The sequence below is a fragment of the Mycobacterium sp. AMU20-3851 genome, assembly GCF_043974665.1.
Lineage (GTDB): Bacteria > Actinomycetota > Actinomycetes > Mycobacteriales > Mycobacteriaceae > Mycobacterium.
Genome location: NZ_CP146371.1, coordinates 2,273,165 through 2,292,170, shown reverse-complemented (window position 1 = coordinate 2,292,170; position 19,006 = coordinate 2,273,165). Strand labels below are relative to the sequence as shown.

The following is a 19,006-nucleotide window of genomic DNA, read 5'->3' as shown; positions in this document are numbered from 1 at the left end:
GTCACCGCGGGCCGCCCACCGGTACGTCGAGCCGGCCGTACTCGGTTTCGCTGCGGACCCAGCCCTGGCTGTAGGTGGCGGCGGCCTTGCGGACCTCTTTCCGAAGGCGCAGCGGTATCTCGCTGCCGACCGAGATCACACCCTCGGGTACGTCCCAGAGCAGCACCACCTCATCGTGCAGGCCCGGGCCGAGTTGCACCGCGGACGTCCCGTCGGCCAGCCGCAGCGCCGACAATCGATAGGCGTCGGGCCTGCCGACGAGATCCACCGGATTGAACACGTTGCCCGGCAGGGTGCCGGTGTTGCGCATCTCGACCACCAGACCGAGGTAGCGCCGGCCGGGCTTCGGTGCGAACAACCGCTTCTCCCCGGCGCGCACTTCCTCTACGAGGCTGGCCCGCTGCACCGTCATCTCGAACCGGCCGGTGTCGAACATCTCGCCGGGTTTGAGGTCGGTGACCCGCTTGTTCACGGTATCCAGTCCCCCGAACGCCGCGGTGCCCACCAGGACGGCGACCAGGGCCGCACGGCGCCACTCCTTGAAACCCCAGTCCGACAGCCAACTCCGGAACCGTCCGATGACGGTGGCGTTGGCGCTCCCCCCGGGCTCCATGGCTGCAGATACTAACCGCCCGCCGGGGGTCGCCGTCGCTCGCCCCGAAGCCGCGGTAGTCGAACGTCAGGGCGTGATAGCCGGCGGCCGCGAGATCGGCGGCGGTGGCGGTAAGCGCCGGGGTGTCCTGGGTGCCACCGAACCTCAGGCTAGCGCCGCAACCGGTGCCGCAGTTCCTCGGTGCTGTTGCGGACGACGTTGAGTTGTTTGGCCACCTGCACCGGCGCGGTGCCGCCGCGGGCGTCCCGGGAGTTCACCGAGCCGTCGACGGTCAGGATGTCGCGGACCTCCGGGGTGAGTTCGGTATGGATGTCGGCGAATTCGGCATCGGTGAGGTCTTCCAGCCCGACGCCGCGCGCCTCGGCGGCGCGTACGGCCGCGCCGGCGGCCTCATGTGCCACCCGGAACGGCACCCCGCGGCGCACCAACCATTCGGCGACGTCGGTGGCCAGCGTGTACCCCAGCGGAGCGAGCTCAGCCATCCGGTCGGTGTCGAAGGTCAGCGTGCCGACCAGCCCGGCCATTGCCGGCAGCAGCAGCTCCAGCTGCGCCACCGAATCGAAGACGGGTTCCTTGTCCTCCTGCAGATCCCGGTTGTAGGCCAGCGGTTGGGCTTTCAGGGTGGCCAGCAGTCCGGTCAGGTTGCCGATCAGCCGGCCCGACTTGCCGCGCGCGAGTTCGGCGATGTCCGGATTCTTCTTCTGCGGCATGATCGAACTGCCCGTCGACCACGCGTCGTGCAGGGTGGCGTAGCCGAATTCGGTTGTGCTCCAGAGGATGATGTCCTCGGACAACCTGGACAGGTCCACCCCGATCATGGCCAGTACGAAGGCCGCCTCGGCGGCGAAGTCACGCGCCGCGGTGGCGTCCACCGAGTTGTCGGCAGCCGCGGCGAACCCCAGCTCGGCGGCGATGGCGTCCGGGTCCAGGCCCAGCGAGGAACCCGCCAGCGCCCCGGAACCGTACGGGGACACCGCCGCTCGCCTGTCGAAATCCACCAGCCGGTCCACGTCACGCAGCAGCGGATGGGCGTGTGCGAGCAGATGATGGGCCAGCAGGATGGGCTGCGCGGACTGCAGATGGGTCTTACCCGGCAGGATCGCCGTCGGGTGCGCCGCGGCCTGGGTGGCCAGTGCGTCGACCACGGCCAGCGCGCCGTCGGCGACCCGGCGCACGGCGTCGCGCAGCCACATCCGGAACAGGGTGGCGACCTGGTCGTTGCGGGACCGTCCGGCGCGCAGCCGTCCGCCCAGTTCGGGCCCGACCCGGTCGATCAGTCCGCGCTCGAGCGCCCCGTGCACGTCCTCATCGGTCGGCAACGGACCGAAGCTGCCGTCGGCGACGTCTTCGCCCAGGCTGTCCAGCCCGGCGAGCAGACCGTCGCGCTGCTCGTCGGTGAGCAACCCGGCGCGGTGCAGCACCCGGGCGTGTGCCTTGGATGCGGTGACGTCGTAGGGCGCGAGCACCCAGTCGAAGTGGGTCGACTTGCTCAGTGCGGCAAGGGCGTCCGAGGGTCCGTCGGCGAACCGGCCGCCCCACAGCGAACCTTCGTTGGTGGTGCTCATCTACGTTCCTTTCCGCGAGCGTGCGCGAACTTCGGTCTGAAAGCGGCGTGTTGCCTGCAGACACGCACGCTCGCGGAGAGGGGTTAGAGGCCCAGGTCGCGCTTGGCCGAGATCTTCGAGGACAGTCCGTGCACGTGCACGAAGCCCTTCGCCGAAGACTGGTCGAAGCTGTCGCCCTCGTCGTAGGTGGCCAGGTTGAAGTCGTACAGCGATTCCGCGCTGCGGCGACCGTTGACCGCGATGTGCCCGCCGTGCAGCACCAGCCGGATCTCGCCGGAGACATGCTCCTGGGTGTGCGCCACGAACGCCTCCAGGGCGCGCTTGAGCGGCGAGTACCAGAGGCCGTCGTAGACCAACTCGCCCCACTTGCGGTCGGTGCCGCGCTTGTAGCGGCCGAGTTCGCGCTCCAGGGTGACGTGCTCGAGTTCGGTGTGCGCGGTGATCAGCACCATCGCGCCGGGGGCCTCGTAGATCTCGCGGCTCTTGATGCCGACGAGGCGGTCCTCGACCACGTCGAGGCGGCCCACGCCCTGCGCACCGGCGCGGCGGTTGAGCTCCTCGATGGCCTGCAGCACGGTGACCGGCCGGCCGTCGATGGAGACCGGGACACCCTTCTCGAAGCCGATGATGACCTCATCGGGAGTGCTCCAGTTGAGCGTCGGGTCCTCGGTGTAGTCGTACACATCCTTGGTCGGCGCGTTCCAAAGATGCTCCAGGAAGCCGGTTTCCACCGCGCGGCCCCACACGTTCTGGTCGATCGAGAACGGCGAGCGCTTGGTGACGTTGATCGGGATGTCGTTCTCCTCGGCGAAGGCGATGGCCTTCTCCCGGGTCCAGGCGTAGTCACGCACCGGGGCCAGCACCTGCAGATCGGGGGCCAGGGAGGCGAAGCCGACCTCGAACCGCACCTGGTCGTTGCCCTTGCCGGTGCAGCCGTGCGCGACGGTGCCGCCCTTGTGTTCCCGTGCCGCGGCCACCAGATGCTTGACGATCAGCGGACGGCTGATCGCCGACACCAACGGGTACCGGTCCATGTAGAGCGCATTGGACTGGATGGTGGGCAGGCAGTACTCCTCGGCGAACTCGTCGCGGGCGTCCACCACGACGGCCTCGACGGCGCCGCAGTCCAGGGCACGTTGGCGCACGACCTCCATGTCCTCACCGCCCTGGCCCAGGTCGATGGCCACGGCGACGACCTCACGGCCGGTCTCCTTGCCGATCCAGCTGATGGCCACCGAGGTGTCCAGACCGCCGGAATACGCCAGGATGACGCGCTCGGACATGAAAGATCTCCCTTTTCTAGAACTGCTTATCTCAAGTTTTCGAACATCGCGGCGAGCTCGGCGCCGGTCATCGGCTCGCGCGCTATGACAAAGATGGTGTCATCACCGGCGATGGTGCCGACAACCTGGGGTAACACCGCCCGGTCGATGCCGCTGGCCAGGTAGTGCGCCGCCCCCGGCGGCGTGCGCAGCACCGCCATGTTTGCGCTGGCGTCGGTGGACACCAGCAGTTCGCCGAGCAGCCTGGTCAGCCGCTCGGTGCCCCCGGACACCCCGCGCACCGGGCTGCCGTCCTCGGGGACGATGTAGACCCCGACACCGCCGTCGGCGCCGCGCAGTTTCACCGCACCGAGCTCCTCCAGGTCCCGCGACAGGGTGGCCTGGGTGACCTCGATGCCCTCGGCGGCCAGCAGGGCGGCCAGCTCCGTCTGACTGCTCACCGCATGAGCGGAGAGCAGGCTGACGATGCGGGCCTGGCGGCCGACCCGGGTCGGGGAGCTCACGTCAGGATCGCTCCAACAGCCACACCAGCATCGCCTTCTGGGCGTGCAGCCGGTTCTCGGCCTCGTCGAACACCGCGCTCTGCGGCCCGTCGATCACCTCGTCGGTGATCTCGTGGCCGCGGTGCGCCGGAAGGCAGTGCAGCACAACGGCTTCCGGGTCGGCCAGCCCGAGCAGTTCGCTGTTGACCTGGAACGGTCGGAACGGGCGTACCCGGTCCAGTCCGTCGTTCTCCTGGCCCATCGAGGTCCAGGTGTCGGTGACCAGCACGTCGACCCCGTCCACCGAGGCCTTGGCGTCGGAGCTGACGGTCACCGTCGCCCCGGTCTCGGCGGCGCGGCGCTTGGCGGCGTCGACGAACTGCGGGTCCGGCTCGAACCCGGCCGGCGCGGCGATGGTCACGTGGATGCCGGCGGTGACGCCGCCCAGCATCAGCGAGTGCGCCATGTTGTTCGCCCCGTCGCCCAGGTAGGTCATCTTCAGACCGTTGAGGCCCGCCACACCGCCCTTGCGTTCGGCCAGCGTCTGCAGATCGGCCAGCACCTGGCAGGGGTGGAACTCGTCGGAGAGCGCATTGACGATCGGGACGGTGGCACCACTGGCCATGGCCGTCAGCCGTTCCTGGGCGAAGGTGCGCCATACGATGGCGTCGACATAGCGGGACAGCACCGCCCCGGTGTCCTCCAAGGTCTCCTCGCGGCCCAGCTGGGTGCTGCGCCCGTCGACCACGACGGCGTGCCCGCCGAGTTGGGCGATGCCCATCTCGAAGGAGAACCGGGTCCGGGTGGAGTTCTTCTCGAAGATGACCGCGACGCCGCGCGGCCCCTCCAGGGGGCGGCGGCTGAACGGCGCCTGCTTCAGTTCGGCGGCCAGCGCCAGTACCTCGGCCTGTTCGTCGGGTGTCAGGTCGTCGTCGCGCAGGAAGTGCCTCATGCTTGGGATCCTTTGTCCAGTACCGCGGGCAGTGCGGTGAGGAAGTCGTCGATCTGGGCCTCGGTGATGATCAGCGGCGGCGCCAGCCGGATGACGTCGGCGGCGGCGGCGTTGATCAGGAACCCGGCGTCGCGGGCCGCGGCCTCGACCGCCTTCGCCTTCTCGGCGGTCAGCACCACGCCCAGCAGCAGGCCCTTGCCGCGGACCCGCTCGACCAGCGGGTGCTGTAGTTCCTCGATGCCGTGGCTGAGGGTCTTGCCCAGCACGCCGGTGCGGGCGACCAGATCATCGGCGGCCAGCGTCTTGAGCACCGCCACCGCCGCGGCGGTGCACACCGGGTTGCCGCCGAAGGTGCTGCCGTGCAACCCGGGGGTGAGCAGATCGCCGGTGGCGCCCACGGCCAGGCAGGCCCCGATCGGCAGGCCGCCACCCAGTCCCTTGGCCAGCGTGACGATGTCCGGGGTGATGCCGTCGTGCTGATGGGCGTAGAACGCCCCGGTGCGCCCGATACCGGTCTGCACCTCATCGAGCACCAGCAGCGCACCATGCTTGGAGGTGATCTCGCTGGCCTTGACCAGGTATCCCGGCGGCGGGACGACGACGCCGCCCTCCCCCATGATCGGCTCCAGGAACACCGCGGCGGTCCGGTCGTCGACGGCGGCCTCGAGCGCCTCGACATCCCCGTAGGGCACGTGGGTGACGTTGCCGGGCAACGGCTCGAACGGCGCCTGCTTGGCGGGCTGGCCGGTCAGTGCCAGCGAGCCCATCGTGCGGCCGTGGAAAGCTCCTTCGGCGGCAACGATGTTGGTGCGCCCGGTGAGCCGGGTGATCTTGAAGGCGACCTCGTTGGCCTCGGTCCCGGAGTTGCAGAAGAACGCCCGCGCCGGGGTTCCCAGCTGCCCGACGAGCGCTTCGGCCAACTCGATACCGGGTTCGGTGGCATACAGATTCGAGGTGTGCCCGAGGGTGCCCAGCTGGGTGGTGACGGCGTCGATGACGGCCGGGTGCCGGTGCCCGAGCAGGTTCACCGCGATCCCGCCGAGCAGGTCGAGGTAGCTCCTGCCGTCCGCGTCGGTGACCACCGCGCCCTCCCCGCTGACCAGGGCCAGCGGCGGGGTGCCGTAGTTGTTCATCATCACCGCTTCCCAGCGGCTTTGGAGTGTCATGGGTTGGGCACCACCTTGGTTCCGGTCCCTTCATTGGTGAAAAGCTCTACGAGCACACAGTGTTCGACGCGACCGTCGATGACGTGTGCGCTGGGCACCCCGCCGTTCACCGCCCGCAGGCAGGCCTCGATCTTGGGCACCATGCCCGATTCCAGCTTGGGCAGCAGTTGGGTCAGTGCGCCGCTGTCGATCTCGCTGACCAGCGAGGTGCGGTCCGGCCAGTCGGTGTAGAGGCCTTCGACGTCGGTGAGCATCAGCAGCTTCTCGGCGCCCAGCGCCTCGGCCAGCGCAGCGGCGGCGGTGTCGGCGTTGATGTTGTGCACGACGCCGTCGGAATCGGGGGCGATGGTGGACACCACCGGGATACGGCCTGCGGCAATGAGATCCAGCAGGGATCCGGCGTTGACCTGCTCGACGTCGCCGACCAGCCCGATATCGGTGGCCACTCCGTCGACGGTCACACTGCGCCGCACCGCGGTGAACAGCTGGGCGTCCTCACCGGTGACGCCGACCGCGTACGGGCCGTGCGCGTTGATCAACCCGACCAGTTCGCGGCCGACCTGGCCGAACAGCACCATCCGGGCCACGTCGAGAACTTCCGGCGTGGTGACCCGGAAGCCGCCCTTGAAGTCGCCCTCGATGCCGAGTTTCTTGAGCATCGCGCTGATCTGCGGGCCGCCGCCGTGCACCACGACGGGACGGATACCGCAGTTGCGCAGGAACACCATGTCGGCGGCGAAGGCCGCCTTGAGGGTGTCGTCGGTCATGGCGTTGCCGCCGTATTTGACCACCACGATCTTGCCGTGCAGTTGCTTGAGCCACGGCAGGGCCTCGGCGAGGATGGCCGCTTTCTGGGGCGTGCTCACGGTCATGAACTGTAGGCCGAGTTCTCTTCGACGTAGGCGTGCGACAGATCGGTGGTCCGCACACCGGCGGTGCCGCTGCCCGAGGCCAGGTCGATCAGGACGTCGATGACATCGCCGGACAGGTCGACCTCCCGCGCGCCGGGTGCACCGGCACCGTCGACGCACACCGGGGAGCCGTTGAACGACACGCTGATCCGCTGCGGGTCCAGTGTCACCGGGGCGATGCCGACCGCGGCGAGCACCCGGCCCCAGTTCGGGTCGGAGCCGAACAGCGCGGTCTTGACCAGGCTGTCGCGGGCCACCGCCCGCGCGGCGACCAGCGCCTCGTCGTCGTTGAGCGCACCGGCGACGGTGATGGTGACCTTCTTGGTGACGCCCTCGGCGTCGGCCTGCAGCTGAGCGCACAGGTCATCGCAGACCCGGTAGACCGCGTCGTCGAGCTCGTCCTGGCTGGGGGCGACCTCGCTGGCGCCCGAGGCCAGCAGCAGGACGGTGTCGTTGGTGGAGCAGCTGCCGTCGATGTCGAGCCGGTCGAAGGTCCTGGCGGCGGCCCGGCGCAGTGCGGTGTCCAGCGCGCCCGCGTCGGCGACGGCGTCGGTGGTGATGACCACCAGCATGGTGGCCAGGGACGGCGCCATCATGCCCGCGCCCTTGGCCATCCCGCCGACGGTCCAGTTGTCGGCGTGCAGCGCAACCTGTTTGGGCACGGTGTCGGTGGTCATGATGGCGCGGGCGGCTTCCTCGCCGCCGGTCAGTCCGCCGGCCATCTCGTGCACGATCTCGGTGACCCCGGCCAGCACCTTGTCCATCGGCAACCGGTCACCGATCAGGCCGGTGGAGCAGACCGCGACCTCGATGGCCCCGGTCTCGGTGCCCCAGTCGCTGAGCGCGGCGGCCAGTGCCTCGGCCGTGGCGTGGGTGTCCTGGAAGCCGAGCGGTCCGGTGCAGGCGTTCGCGCCGCCGGAGTTCAGGATGACCGCCCGCAGCTTGCCGGTGGTGAGCACCTGCTGGGACCACTGCACGGGGGCGGCCTTGATCTGGTTGCGGGTGAACACACCGGCCGCGTGGTGGTCGGGGCCCTCGTTGAAGACCAGCGCGAGGTCCAGATTGCCGGAGGCCTTGATGCCGGCAGAGATCCCGGTGGCCCGGAAGCCTGCCGGCGCGGTGACGCCTTGGGTACGGACCAGCTTCGGGGCCGACTGGTTCGCTTCGCTCACGGTGCCACTCCCACGGTCGAAAGTCCTTCCGTCTCCGGCCAACCCAGGGCCAGGTTCATCGATTGCACTGCGGCACCGCCGGTGCCCTTGGTCAGATTGTCGATGGCGCAGATCGCCACCAGGGTCTTGGCCTCGGCGTCCACGGCCACCTGGATCTGGGCGGCGTTGGAGCCGATCACCGAGCCGGTCTTCGGCAATAGCCCTTCGGGCAGCAGGTGGATGAACGGTTCTGCACCGTAGGCCTTTTCGTAGGCGGCACGGATCTCGGCCTCGGATGCCGTGGTGGATGCGGTGCAGGTGGCCAGGATGCCCCGCGAGGTCGGGATGAGCACCGGCGTGAACGACACGGTGACATCCTTGTCGGTGACCTTGCGCAGACCCTGCGCGATCTCGGGGGTGTGCCGGTGCTTGCCGCCGATGTTGTAGGCGCGCGCCGAGCCGATCACCTCGGCCCCGAGCAGGTCCACCTTGGCCGACTTGCCCGCACCGGAGGTGCCGCTGACGGCGACCACGGTGACGTTGGGTTCGGCGAGGCCGGCGGCCACGGCCGGCAGCAGGGCCAGCAGTGCCGAGGTCGGGTAGCAGCCCGGCACCGCGATCCGGGTGGCGCCCTTGAGCGCGTCGCGGCCGCCGGGCAGTTCCGGCAGCCCGTAGGGCCAGGTGCCGGCGTGCGCGCTGCCGTAGAACTTCTCCCAGTCCGCGGCCTCGGTCAGCCGGAAATCCGCGCCGCAGTCGATGATCACGGTGTCGCCGAGCTTTTCGGCCAGTGCGGCGGAATGTCCGTGCGGCAGGCCGAGGAAGACGACGTCATGCTGGGCCAGCAGTTCGGCCTCGGTCGGTTCGAGCACCCGGTCGGCCAGCGGCAGCAGATGCGGATGGTGCTCACCGAGTGTGCTGCCCGCACTGGCGGCAGCGGTGAGCGCGCCGATGGTCAGGCGTCCGTCCGCGTAAGCGGGGTGGCCGAGCAGCAGGCGCAGGATTTCGCCGCCCGCGTACCCACTGGCACCGGCGACGGCTACGGAAGTCATTGATCAATTCTGCATTTTTATGCACTCATATGCAAACCCATTAATGACTGCCGCGCCGGACCTGACGAAATGGTGCAATCCACTCGCACTTTCGCGCCCGTTTGTTCGGTTGGGCGGGAAGGGGTCAGGCGCGCTGGACGGCACCGACCCGCTGCTCGGCGGCCTGCACCGCGGCGACCCGCGCCTCGCTGGCCTCGTCCTCGGTCAACGTCCGGTCGGCGGCCCGGAACCGCAGCGCCAGGGTGAGCGACTTGCGGCCCTCCCCGATCTGCGGCCCGGTGTAGACGTCGAACAACCGGATGTCCTCCAGCAGTTCCCCGGCGCCCGCGCGGACGGCGTCGACCACCGCGGCGGCGGCGACGTCCTCGGCGACGATCAGGCTGACGTCCTGGAACACCGCCGGGAACGGCGACACCCTCGGCGCCGGCAGCGTCTCCACGATGGGGATGTCGTCGAGGTTCAACTCCACCGCGCAGGTGCCGGCCGGCAGACCGGCCCGCTCGACGACCGCGGGGTGCAGCTGACCGGCGTAGCCGACGGTCGATTCCCCGACGAGCACCTCGGCGCACCGGCCCGGATGCCACGGCAGCTCCTGGGCCGCACGCAGGGTGAACTCGATCCCGGCGGCGCGCCCGATGACCTGCACCGCCTCGAAGGCGTCCGCGGCCTGCACCGGCCGGCCCGGTCCCCACGGACCGGCGGGTTCGCGCAGACCGGCGAGCACCACCGCCACGTGTTCGGGCTGGCGCGGCAGTGAACGGTCCAGCCCGGCGATCTCCTCCCTGGTGGGACGGCGATCGGTCGGGATGCGTTCCACCGCACGGGTATCGGCGGTGCGCACCGCCACATGCGAGATCGCGAACAGCGACGTGTCGACCGCTCCGCGGGACACGTTGCGCGACAGCGCCTCCAGCAGGCCCGGCAGCAGCGTGCTGGCCAGCTGCGGCCGGTCGGCCTCCAGCGGGTTGAGCAGGGTCACCGTCGAGCGGCGCGGGTCATCGGCCGGAAGGCCCCACTGGTCGAACACCCCGGCCGGCAGGAACGGGGTCGGCAGCACCTCGACATAGCCGTTGAGCGCCAACGATTTCCCGAGGGCACGGCGGCGCTTCTGCACCGCGGTGAGCCCGCGCCCGGGGGGCGCCAGCGGCAGCACCGACGGGATGGCGTCCAGGCCTTCCAACCGCAACACCTCCTCGACCAGGTCCGCGGGTTGGCGCAGATCGGTCCGCCAGCTCGGCGGCGTAGCAATGATCAAGTGGTGATCACCGTCGGTTACCTCGGTGACCACGGCGCCGATCTGGGTCAGTCGCCGCGCCGCCACCCCGGCCGGGTAACTCACGCCGGCGACCCGGTCGGGCAGATCGGCCGGCATGCGGACCGCGGCCGGCGACCAGTCCGTGCGCGGCGGGTCGCCACGCCAATCGGTCAGGGTGGGTTCCACGGTGCCACCGGCGATCTCGGCGAGCAGGGTTGCGCAGCGGTCCAGGGCGGCCACCGAGATGGCCGGGTCGACGGTGCGTTCGTAACGCCGCCCGGCCTCGCTGGCCAGCCGCAGCCGGCGCTGGGTCCGCGACACCGCCGCCGGATCCCACACCGCGGCCTCCAGCAGCACGTCGGTGGTGGACTCGCGCACCTCGGTGGTGCCCGCGCCCATCACACCGCCGATGGCAGCGGTCGCGACATCGTCGACGATCAGCACGTCCGACTCGTTGAGGGTGCGGGTGACGTCGTCGAGCGTGACGACCTGCTCGCCCTGTTCGGCGAACCGCACGGTGAACCCGCCGGTGATCAGCGACCGGTCGTGCGCGTGCATCGGATGGCCGAGTTCCAGCATCACGTAGTTGGTGACGTCGACGGCCGGGGAGATGGCGCGGATGCCGGACAGCAGCAGCCGACGCTGCAGCCACCACGGCGAGACGGCGGCCGGGTCGATCCCGCTGACCGGACGCAGCCCGAACCGCTGTACCCCGGTGCCGGGCTGCACGGTCAGCGGCCAGGCCTCGCCCTCGGCGGGTTGGGCCGGAACGTCCGCGGGATCAACGAAGTTCAGGTCCAGGGCACAGGCGATGTCACGGGCCATGCCGCGCATCGACAGGCAATAGCCGCGGTCCGGGGTGATGGCCAGATGGAAGACCACATCGTCGAGGCCGAGCACCTCGATGCCCGATGCGCCGGGTTCGGCGGTGCCCGGGGGCAGCACGATGATCCCGGACTGATCGACACCCAGGTTGAGTTCGGCGGCCGAGCAGATCATGCCGTCGGAGACACGGCCGTAGGTCTTGCGCTGAGCGATGAAGAAATCGCCGGGCAGAGTGGTGCCGGGCAGTGCCGCGACCACCAGATCCCCCACCGCGAAGTTGCGTGCACCGCAGATGATGTCGCGTGGCTCGGCCTCACCGACGTCCACCTTGCAGGCCCTTATGGGCTTCTTGAACTCGGTGAGTTCCTCGATATCGGTGACCCGGCCGACGGTCAGCGGACCGGTGACCGGGCCGACCGGGATGATCTCCTCGACCTCGTGGCCGATCCGGATGAGGGTCTGCTCGAGGTCCTCGACGGACATGTCCCAGTCGGGGTTACCCAACCGGATGGTGTCGCGCAGCCAGCCGTAGGGAACGCGCATCAGGCACCCACCCCGAACGGCAGGGAGAACCGCACGTCGCCCTCGACCATGTCGCGCATGTCGGGAATCCCGTTGCGGAACTGCAGGGTTCGCTCCAGCCCCATACCGAAGGCGAAACCCGAGTATTCGGTCGGGTCGATACCGCACGCCCGCAACACATTCGGATTGACCATGCCGCAACCACCCCATTCGACCCAGCCGGGCCCGCCTTTTTTGTTCTCGAACCACACGTCGACCTCGGCCGACGGTTCGGTGAACGGGAAGAAGTGCGGACGGAACCGCGTCCGGCCCGCCGGCCCGAACTCCGCGCGGGCCAGGGCATCCAGCGTGCCGCGCAGATTGGCCATGGTCAGCCCCTTGTCCACCGCGAGGCCCTCGACCTGATGGAACACCGGCGTGTGGGTGGCGTCGAGCTCGTCGGTGCGGAAGGTACGGCCCAGCGAGACGATGTACACCGGCAACTCACGTTCCAGCAGAGCCCGGATCTGCACCGGCGAGGTGTGCGTGCGCAGCACCTGCCGCGACCCGTCCGGGGCGATCTGGAAGGTGTCCTGCTCGCTGCGCGCCGGGTGGTCCGGCGGGAAGTTCAGCGCGTCGAAATTGAACTGTTCAGTCTCGACCTCGGGCCCCTCGGCCAGTTCCCACCCCATCGCGACGAAGGTGTCCGCGATGCGCTCGGTCAGCAGGGTGATCGGGTGCCGGGCACCGATCGGCTGCCGGGTCGAGGGCAGCGTGACGTCGATGCGCTCGGCGACCAGCACCGCGGCATCGCGTTCGGCCCGCAGCACCTCCAGCCGTTCGTCATAGGCCTGCTGCGCTTCGGTGCGCGCGACGTTGACCCGCTTACCGGCGTCGGCCCGCTCGGTCTTGGGCAACGAACCCAAAGCCTGACGAGCCAGCGCGATCGGGGATCGGTCACCGAGGTGTTCGGTCTTGGCCCGGGCCAACGCGTCCAGGTCGGCGGCGGCGTCGAAAGCCTGCCGGGCCGCGCTCACCGCGTTGATCAGGGCTTCTTCTGAGAGCTCCGCCACCCGGCGATCATAGGCGATGCCGTGATGAGAGCGACGTCACGCACCCTCGGCGTTCTCCTCGACGTTCTCCTCGACCACGTCCCGGCCGGGCGGCTCGCGCCGCGGCCGGACCCGGTACATCAACAGGTCGTCGGGAACCCCGCTGGGTTTGGGGGCGAACAGCTGCTTGCGGGTCCGCTTGACCGTCACCCCGAGGTCGTCGAGCCCGTCGTCGCCGATCCGTTCCAGCGTCGAATGCGAGATCACCAATCCGCCCTTGGCGGCACGTTCCATCACCCGCGCGGCGATGTTGACGTCCACCCCGAGCCAGTCCGAGCCGATCCGCTGCGGGTGCCCGGTGTGGATGCCCGCCCGCATCCGCGGGGTGTACCCGTCCACGTCGACGGTGTCGACGGCCTCCAGCGCGGTGCAAACCGCGCGCACCGCGGTCGTCGGATCGCCGAAGACCGCCATCGCCCCGTCGCCCATCCGTTTCACGATGCGGCCGCCCTCGGCCAGCAGCGGGGGCTCCATGACCTGCGCGACCCGGCGCAGCAGTCGCAGGGTCGCGTCGTCACCGGCGCGCAGGGACCACCCCGAGAACCCGACCAGGTCGGTGAACACCAGCGTGACCTCCGGGTTGGCCGGCCGGCCGGACACCCGCTCGGTGAGGGCCTGCCACACCTGCAGCGCGCCGAGGCTGACCTCCCGGGACACCGCGTCGCGCTCCAGGAGCCGGTCCGCGGCCCGGGCCGCGGCGCGCGGGCCACCCTCCCCGGCCGCCGACAGCGGGTCGCCGAACTCCGGGTCGCCCGGCAGGGCGCGGCGGGCGCGCCTGATCATGTCGATGGCGTTGGCGTTGTAATTGGTGGCCAGCAGCCAGCCCAGGGGTCCCGGTTGACGGCGCGGCGCCTCGGATCGTTCGTCGAACGATTCGACTTCCACACCGCAAACAGTAAGCGGGACTATCGGTACCGGCAACGAAGCCCGGCGAAACCCCAGGTCACGCCCGCGTGGAGGGTAGATCGCCGACGCGTAACGGCGTTCCGCCACGCCGCCGGAGCACGTAGACAACGCCCGTTGTCAGGCATATCGTGGCCAGACATCCGTAGTTCAAGGGTCAACGAGGACGCCATGACTGCTGCACCACAAGATTCCGCACGCCCCGGCGACGACCAGGCGGCCATCCCGCTCGGCCCGGACTCCCTGACCTGGAAGTACTTCGGTGATCTGCGCACCGGGCTGCTCGGGGTGTGGGTCGGTTCGATCCAGAACATGTATCCCGAACTCGGAGCCGGCGTCGAGGACCACTCGATCCTGCTGCGCGAGCCGCTGCAGCGGGTGGCGCGATCGGTGTACCCCATCATGGGCGTGGTCTACGACGGGGACCGCGCCGCCCAGACCGGCGAACAGATCAAGGGCTTCCACAAGGGCATCAAGGGCACCGACGGGCAGGGCCGCCGCTACCACGCGCTCAACCCGGAGACCTTCTACTGGGCGCACGCCACCTTCTTCATGCTCATCATCAAGACGGCCGAGTACTTCTGCGGCGGGTTGACCGAGGCCGAGAAGCACCAACTGTTCGACGAGCACGTGCAGTGGTACCGGATGTACGGCATGAGCATGCGGCCGGTACCGGAAAGCTGGGAGGACTTCCTGGTCTACTGGGACCGCAAGTGCCGCGAGGAGCTGGAGATCAACCAGGCCACCCTGGACATCTTCACCATGCGGATCCCCAAACCGTGGTTCGTGCTGATGCCCACCCCGGTCTGGGATCAACTGTTCAAACCGATGGTCGGCGCGCAGCGCTGGGTGGCTGCCGGGGTGTTCGATGCCCCGGTCCGGGAGAAGGCCGGGATGCGCTGGACCCCCGGTGACGAGATCCTGTTGCGGCTCTTCGGTAAGGCGGTCTCGATCGCGTTCACCGCCGTGCCCGACGAAATCCGGCTGCATCCGCGTGCGGTGGCGGCCTACCGACGCGCCTCGGGCAAGGCGCCCGCGGACGCCCCGCTGGTGGAGGCTCCCGGATTCATGGCGCCGCCGCCGGACCGGCGCGGACTGCCGATGCACTATCAGCCCCCGCAGCGCTCACTGCTCGACCGGGCGGGATCATTGGTGCACACCACCTTCTCGCTGGCCGGTCTCGGCCGTAGGCCTGCGGGATCCAATCGAAAGGTTGCTTGAACACGATGCTGGAATGGTCTGACGTCGACATCGCCGTGCGCGATGCGGTGCGGGAGTTCATCGACAAGGAGATCCGGCCGAACATCGATGCGCTGGAAAGCGGCGAGATGGAGCCCTACCCCGTCGTCCGCAAGCTGTTCGCGACCTTCGGTATCGACCAGATGGCCAAGGAATCGTTGGAGCGCAGGCTTTCTCGGCTGCGCGAAGGGGGCGACTCCGCCAAGGCCCCAAAGGCGTCGGGCAGCATGTTCGGCGGCGGCCCCGATCAGGCCGGCATGGGCTTCGTGTTGATCAGCGAGCTGTGCCGGGTCTCCATGGGCATCGTCACCGGATTGGGTGTCAGCCTGGGGCTGACGGTGCCGACCATCCAGAGCCGGGGCACCCTGGCCCAGCAGGAACGCTGGCTGCCCGGCCTGGTGACCTACGAGAAGATCGGCGCCTGGGCCATCACGGAACCGGATTCGGGTTCGGACGCCTTCGGCGGCATGAAGTCCTACGTCACCCGCGACGGGGACGACTACATCCTCAACGGGCAGAAGACGTTCATCACCAACGGTCCCGACGCCGACGTCGTGGTCGTCTACGCCAAGCTCGACGAGCCTGGCGTCGACAAGCGCGACCGCAAGGTGCTGACCTTCGTCCTGGACAAGGGCATGGAGGGCTTCGTGCAGTCGAAGCCGTTCCACAAGATGGGGATTCACTCCTCACGCACCGGCGAACTGTTCTTCAACAATGTGCGGCTGGGCAGCGACCGGCTGCTGGGCCAGACCGGTGAAGACGGAGCGAACAAGTCCGGCGACGGCCGCGACAGCGCCCGGTCCAGCTTCTCCACCGAGCGCATCGGGGTGGCGGCGATGGCGCTCGGCGTCATCGAGGAATGCCTGCGGCTCTCGGTCGATTACGCCAAGACCCGGGTGCTGTGGGGCAAGGAGATCGCCCAGTTCCAGCTGATCCAGCTGAAGCTGGCGAACATGGAAGTCGCCCGGATGAACGTGCGCAACATGCTGTTCCGCGTCATCGAATCCGCCAAGGAGGGCAAGCCGGTGTCACTGGCGGAGGCCTCGGCGATCAAGTGGTACTGCTCGCAGGCGGCCACCGATGTCGCGATGGACGCCGTGCAGCTCTTCGGCGGCAACGGCTACATGAGCGAGTACCGGGTGGAGCAGCTGGCCCGCGACGCCAAGTCGCTGATGATCTACGCCGGCAGCAACGAGGTCCAGATCACCCACGTGGCCCGGGGACTGCTCAGCTGACCCTCGCGAGCTAGGAAAGTTGCGCCTGCGCGCTCTGATAGAGGCAGATTGCTGCGGCCGCGGCCACATTGAGGCTTTCCGTGCTGCCCCGCATCGGGATGGTCACCTGTGCGTCCGCGGCGGCGGCGACCTCCGGGGACAACCCGTGGGCCTCGGATCCGAACAGCCATGCCGTCGGCCGGCCCAGATCCACCGACGGCAGTGGGGTGGCGCCGTCCAGGGTGGTGGCCAGCACCTGCAGCCCGCAGGCACGCAGGGCACCGATGAGATCGATCGGATCGGGCACCGACAGCACCCGGGTCCCGAAGATGCTGCCCGCCGAGGAGCGCAGGCATTTCGGGTTGTAGGGATCGACGCTGTCGCCGGCCAGGATCAGCGCGTCGGCGCCCATCGCGTCAGCGAGCCGGATGAGGGTGCCGGCATTGCCCGGGTCAGAGGTCTCGACGGCGACGGCGACCAGTGTCGGGCCGTCCAGCACATCGGCCAGCGCCACCGCCGGGATGTCGCACACCGCGATCAGCCCGACCGGGGTCACGGTGTCCGACAACGCCTTTGCGGCCTTGTCGGTCACCACGTGCACCGGTGCGCCGGCGATCAGTTGCTCGAACCGGACCAGGGCATCCTCGGTGGCGAACACCTCGGAAACGAGGCCACGCCGCAACGCTGCCTCGACGAGGTTGGGACCTTCGGCGAGGAAACGTGCGGCGTGGCGACGTCCCGCGGGACGCTGCAGCTTGATCGCGGCAGCTACCCGATTGGACTTTTCCGTGAGGGGTGTCAGGCGGCTTCGCCCGACGGTGCGTTGACATCCTCGGGCAGGGCTGCCTTGGCAACCTCGACCAGCGCGGTGAACGCGGCCGGATCGCTGATGGCGATCTCGGACAGGTTCTTGCGGTCCACCTCGACACCGGCGGCCTTGAGGCCCTGGATCAGGCGGTTGTAGGTGATGTCGTTGGCGCGGGCCGCAGCGTTGATGCGGGAGATCCACAGCTTGCGGAACTCGCCCTTGCGTGCGCGACGGTCGCGGTAGGCGTAGGTCAAGGAGTGCAGCTGCTGTTCCTTGGCCTTGCGGTACAGGCGTGACCGCTGGCCGCGGTAGCCCTTGGACGCCTTGAGTACTGTGCGCCGCTTCTTCTGAGCGTTGACTGCGCGCTTCACGCGTGCCATGAAAGTGTTCCTATTCGTACGGGGGAAAGTTGGTAAGAGCCACGGCTTTCGCCGTCGAGCCGAATCAGCCGTTCAGCATCTTCTTGACGCGGGCGGTGTCGTTGGCGGCAACGACGGTGCGGCCGTCGAGACGACGGGTCTGCTTGCTCGGCTTGTGCTCGAGCAGGTGGCGCTTGCCGGCCTTCTGGCGGACGATCTTGCCGCTACCGGTGACGCGGAAGCGCTTCGATGCGCCGCTGTGGGTTTTTGCCTTGGGCATGTGTCCTCAGTTCGTGTGGTGGATCAGTTCTGCGTGGGCTCGGTGGGCTGCGTCGGTTCAGCCTGTGCGGCCGGTGCCGCGGTGCCGCCGGAACGCGGTGTCGGGGCATCGGCGTCATGGGCCGCCTTGGCGCGGGTCTTCGCGCCGCGGTGCGGCGCCAGCACCATCGTCATGTTGCGGCCGTCCTGCTTGGCGGAGGTCTCGACGAATCCGTAGTCAGCGACATCGGCGCCGAGGCGCTGCAGCAGTCGGTAACCCAGTTCGGGACGGGACTGCTCGCGACCGCGGAACATGATGGTGACCTTGACCTTCGACCCGGCCTCCAGGAAGCGGACCACGTGGCCCTTCTTCGTCTGGTAGTCGTGATCGTCGATCTTCGGCCGGAGCTTCTGCTCCTTGACGACGGTCTGCTGCTGGTTCTTGCGAGACTCGCGCTCCTTGAGTGCCGTCTCGTACTTGAACTTGCCGTAGTCCATGATCTTGCAAACCGGAGGTTTGGCGTCTGGGGCTACCTCGACAAGATCGAGATCGGCGTCGACGGCGACGCGGAGAGCATCTTCGATGCGAACAATGCCTACCTGTTCGCCATTGGGTCCGATGAGACGGACTTCAGGTACGCGGATGCGCTCGTTGATGCGGGTCTCAGTGCTGATGGGGCCTCCTACGTTGTCTGCTCGTGCCACGACCGTATGGAGCGCCGGGCCAGCAGGGAGAAGCCACACCACCAGCATTTCCGCTCCGAAGAGCAGAACGGCCCTGCATGTAGCAGGGCCCGATGCCGACCGATCACGGCTTTCGCCGTCTGCGCGGATGCGCAGAACAGGACATCCGCAGATGCCTGTGACCGGACCGCTGGACCTGTACGGTCAACGGTGGGAGCGGGACTCCACTTGCTGTCCCTGGCGTTCGCCGGGACGGTCGATCGTGCAAGTCTAACAGGCATGACCGATGATCAGAAAACTCCTTCCGCCGCAGAGCCCCAGGTGAGGGAGCTCGCCGAGATTCCCGCCGTCGAGGTCATCACCCGTTCGGCCGTCATGCTGATGAGCGCGGCCGCCGAGAAGATCGGCCTGGGCGCCGAGGATCCCGACGACAGCCCGCACCGCGACCTCGACGAGGCCCGCCGGCTGATCACCGCCCTGGCCGGCCTGGTCACCGCATCCGCGGAGTTCCTGGGGCTGCACGCCGGCCCGCTGCGCGACGGTCTCAAGAGTCTGCAGCTGGCGTTCCGGGAGGCCAGTGCGGCACCCGACGAGCCCGGGCACGGCCCCGGGGAGAAGTACACCGGCCCGGTCTGGTGACCGCGCAGTCCTGGCCACACACCGCGCCCGGCGCAGG

Annotated in this window: 19 protein-coding genes and 1 pseudogene; 3 read left to right on the top strand and 17 right to left on the bottom strand. The window is 69.0% G+C overall.

Annotated features, from left to right (window positions below; translation table 11 throughout):
• Nucleotide 1: 1 nt before the first annotated feature.
• From V4U86_RS10980 to V4U86_RS10920, 13 genes and pseudogenes are all read right to left on the bottom strand, one after another.
• A complete protein-coding gene (locus tag V4U86_RS10980) occupies nucleotides 2-613 on the bottom strand; it encodes a hypothetical protein (RefSeq protein WP_395311250.1) in 612 nt (203 codons plus the stop codon).
• 10 nt (nucleotides 614-623) lie between these two features.
• Nucleotides 624-752: pseudogene (locus V4U86_RS10975) on the bottom strand (alpha/beta hydrolase); the annotation flags it as partial.
• A gap of 10 nt (nucleotides 753-762) precedes the next feature.
• Nucleotides 763-2,178 carry an argininosuccinate lyase gene (argH, locus tag V4U86_RS10970; protein ID WP_395311249.1) on the bottom strand — a complete coding sequence of 472 codons (1,416 nt, stop codon included), beginning with the start codon at nucleotides 2,176-2,178 and terminating at the stop codon, nucleotides 763-765.
• A gap of 83 nt (nucleotides 2,179-2,261) precedes the next feature.
• Nucleotides 2,262-3,461 carry an argininosuccinate synthase gene (locus tag V4U86_RS10965; RefSeq protein ID WP_395311248.1) on the bottom strand — a complete coding sequence of 400 codons (1,200 nt, stop codon included), beginning with the start codon at nucleotides 3,459-3,461 and terminating at the stop codon, nucleotides 2,262-2,264.
• Between the two features lie 26 nt (nucleotides 3,462-3,487).
• A complete protein-coding gene (locus V4U86_RS10960; RefSeq protein WP_395311247.1) occupies nucleotides 3,488-3,964 on the bottom strand; it encodes an arginine repressor in 477 nt (158 codons plus the stop codon).
• 1 nt (nucleotide 3,965) lies between these two features.
• Complete coding sequence (gene argF / locus V4U86_RS10955; protein WP_395311246.1) at nucleotides 3,966-4,895, bottom strand: ornithine carbamoyltransferase; 930 nt, start codon at nucleotides 4,893-4,895, stop codon at nucleotides 3,966-3,968.
• Nucleotides 4,892-6,061, bottom strand: a complete 1,170-nt coding sequence (locus V4U86_RS10950) for an acetylornithine transaminase (protein WP_395311245.1) — start codon at nucleotides 6,059-6,061, stop codon at nucleotides 4,892-4,894. The genes argF and V4U86_RS10950 overlap by 4 nt, the downstream gene beginning before the upstream one ends.
• A complete protein-coding gene (gene argB / locus V4U86_RS10945) occupies nucleotides 6,058-6,933 on the bottom strand; it encodes an acetylglutamate kinase (RefSeq protein ID WP_395311244.1) in 876 nt (291 codons plus the stop codon). Before argB ends, V4U86_RS10950 begins: the two co-directional genes overlap by 4 nt.
• Nucleotides 6,930-8,144, bottom strand: coding sequence for a bifunctional glutamate N-acetyltransferase/amino-acid acetyltransferase ArgJ (gene argJ / locus V4U86_RS10940; protein ID WP_395311243.1), 1,215 nt, complete (start codon nucleotides 8,142-8,144; stop codon nucleotides 6,930-6,932). Before argJ ends, argB begins: the two co-directional genes overlap by 4 nt.
• The gene (gene argC, locus V4U86_RS10935; RefSeq protein ID WP_395311242.1) at nucleotides 8,141-9,172 is read right to left on the bottom strand and encodes an N-acetyl-gamma-glutamyl-phosphate reductase; all 1,032 of its coding nucleotides are present in this window, start codon (nucleotides 9,170-9,172) and stop codon (nucleotides 8,141-8,143) included. Before argC ends, argJ begins: the two co-directional genes overlap by 4 nt.
• Nucleotides 9,173-9,296: 124 nt before the next feature.
• On the bottom strand, nucleotides 9,297-11,795 hold the full coding sequence (gene pheT, locus V4U86_RS10930; RefSeq protein ID WP_395311241.1) for a phenylalanine--tRNA ligase subunit beta: 2,499 nt from the start codon (nucleotides 11,793-11,795) through the stop codon (nucleotides 9,297-9,299).
• A complete protein-coding gene (gene pheS, locus V4U86_RS10925; RefSeq protein ID WP_395311240.1) occupies nucleotides 11,795-12,826 on the bottom strand; it encodes a phenylalanine--tRNA ligase subunit alpha in 1,032 nt (343 codons plus the stop codon). The genes pheT and pheS overlap by 1 nt, the downstream gene beginning before the upstream one ends.
• Nucleotides 12,827-12,862: 36 nt before the next feature.
• The gene (locus V4U86_RS10920) at nucleotides 12,863-13,750 is read right to left on the bottom strand and encodes an adenylate/guanylate cyclase domain-containing protein (protein WP_395311239.1); all 888 of its coding nucleotides are present in this window, start codon (nucleotides 13,748-13,750) and stop codon (nucleotides 12,863-12,865) included.
• A 189-nt stretch (nucleotides 13,751-13,939) separates the two neighbouring features.
• Between V4U86_RS10920 and V4U86_RS10915 the strand changes: the two genes are divergently transcribed.
• Nucleotides 13,940-14,989, top strand: coding sequence for an oxygenase MpaB family protein (locus V4U86_RS10915; RefSeq protein ID WP_395311238.1), 1,050 nt, complete (start codon nucleotides 13,940-13,942; stop codon nucleotides 14,987-14,989).
• Nucleotides 14,990-14,994: 5 nt separating this feature from the next.
• On the top strand, nucleotides 14,995-16,242 hold the full coding sequence (locus V4U86_RS10910; protein ID WP_395311237.1) for an acyl-CoA dehydrogenase family protein: 1,248 nt from the start codon (nucleotides 14,995-14,997) through the stop codon (nucleotides 16,240-16,242).
• A 10-nt stretch (nucleotides 16,243-16,252) separates the two neighbouring features.
• Here V4U86_RS10910 and V4U86_RS10905 read toward each other — a convergent pair whose 3' ends face one another.
• The 4 genes from V4U86_RS10905 to infC form a co-directional block, all read right to left on the bottom strand.
• Complete coding sequence (locus tag V4U86_RS10905; protein WP_395312003.1) at nucleotides 16,253-17,023, bottom strand: TrmH family RNA methyltransferase; 771 nt, start codon at nucleotides 17,021-17,023, stop codon at nucleotides 16,253-16,255.
• Nucleotides 17,020-17,409 (bottom strand): 50S ribosomal protein L20, encoded by a 390-nt coding sequence (gene rplT, locus V4U86_RS10900; RefSeq protein ID WP_073859353.1) that lies wholly within the window; start codon nucleotides 17,407-17,409, stop codon nucleotides 17,020-17,022. The genes V4U86_RS10905 and rplT overlap by 4 nt, the downstream gene beginning before the upstream one ends.
• A 64-nt stretch (nucleotides 17,410-17,473) precedes the next feature.
• Nucleotides 17,474-17,668: a 50S ribosomal protein L35 gene (gene rpmI, locus V4U86_RS10895; RefSeq protein ID WP_073859354.1), complete on the bottom strand. Its 195-nt coding sequence runs from the start codon at nucleotides 17,666-17,668 to the stop codon at nucleotides 17,474-17,476.
• A gap of 23 nt (nucleotides 17,669-17,691) precedes the next feature.
• Entirely contained in the window at nucleotides 17,692-18,321 is a 630-nt protein-coding gene (infC, locus tag V4U86_RS10890; protein ID WP_395312002.1) for a translation initiation factor IF-3, read from the bottom strand.
• A 288-nt stretch (nucleotides 18,322-18,609) separates the two neighbouring features.
• Here infC and V4U86_RS10885 point away from each other — a divergent pair, with 288 nt between their 5' ends.
• Complete coding sequence (locus V4U86_RS10885) at nucleotides 18,610-18,969, top strand: DUF1844 domain-containing protein (protein WP_395311236.1); 360 nt, start codon at nucleotides 18,610-18,612, stop codon at nucleotides 18,967-18,969.
• Nucleotides 18,970-19,006 lie beyond the last annotated feature (37 nt).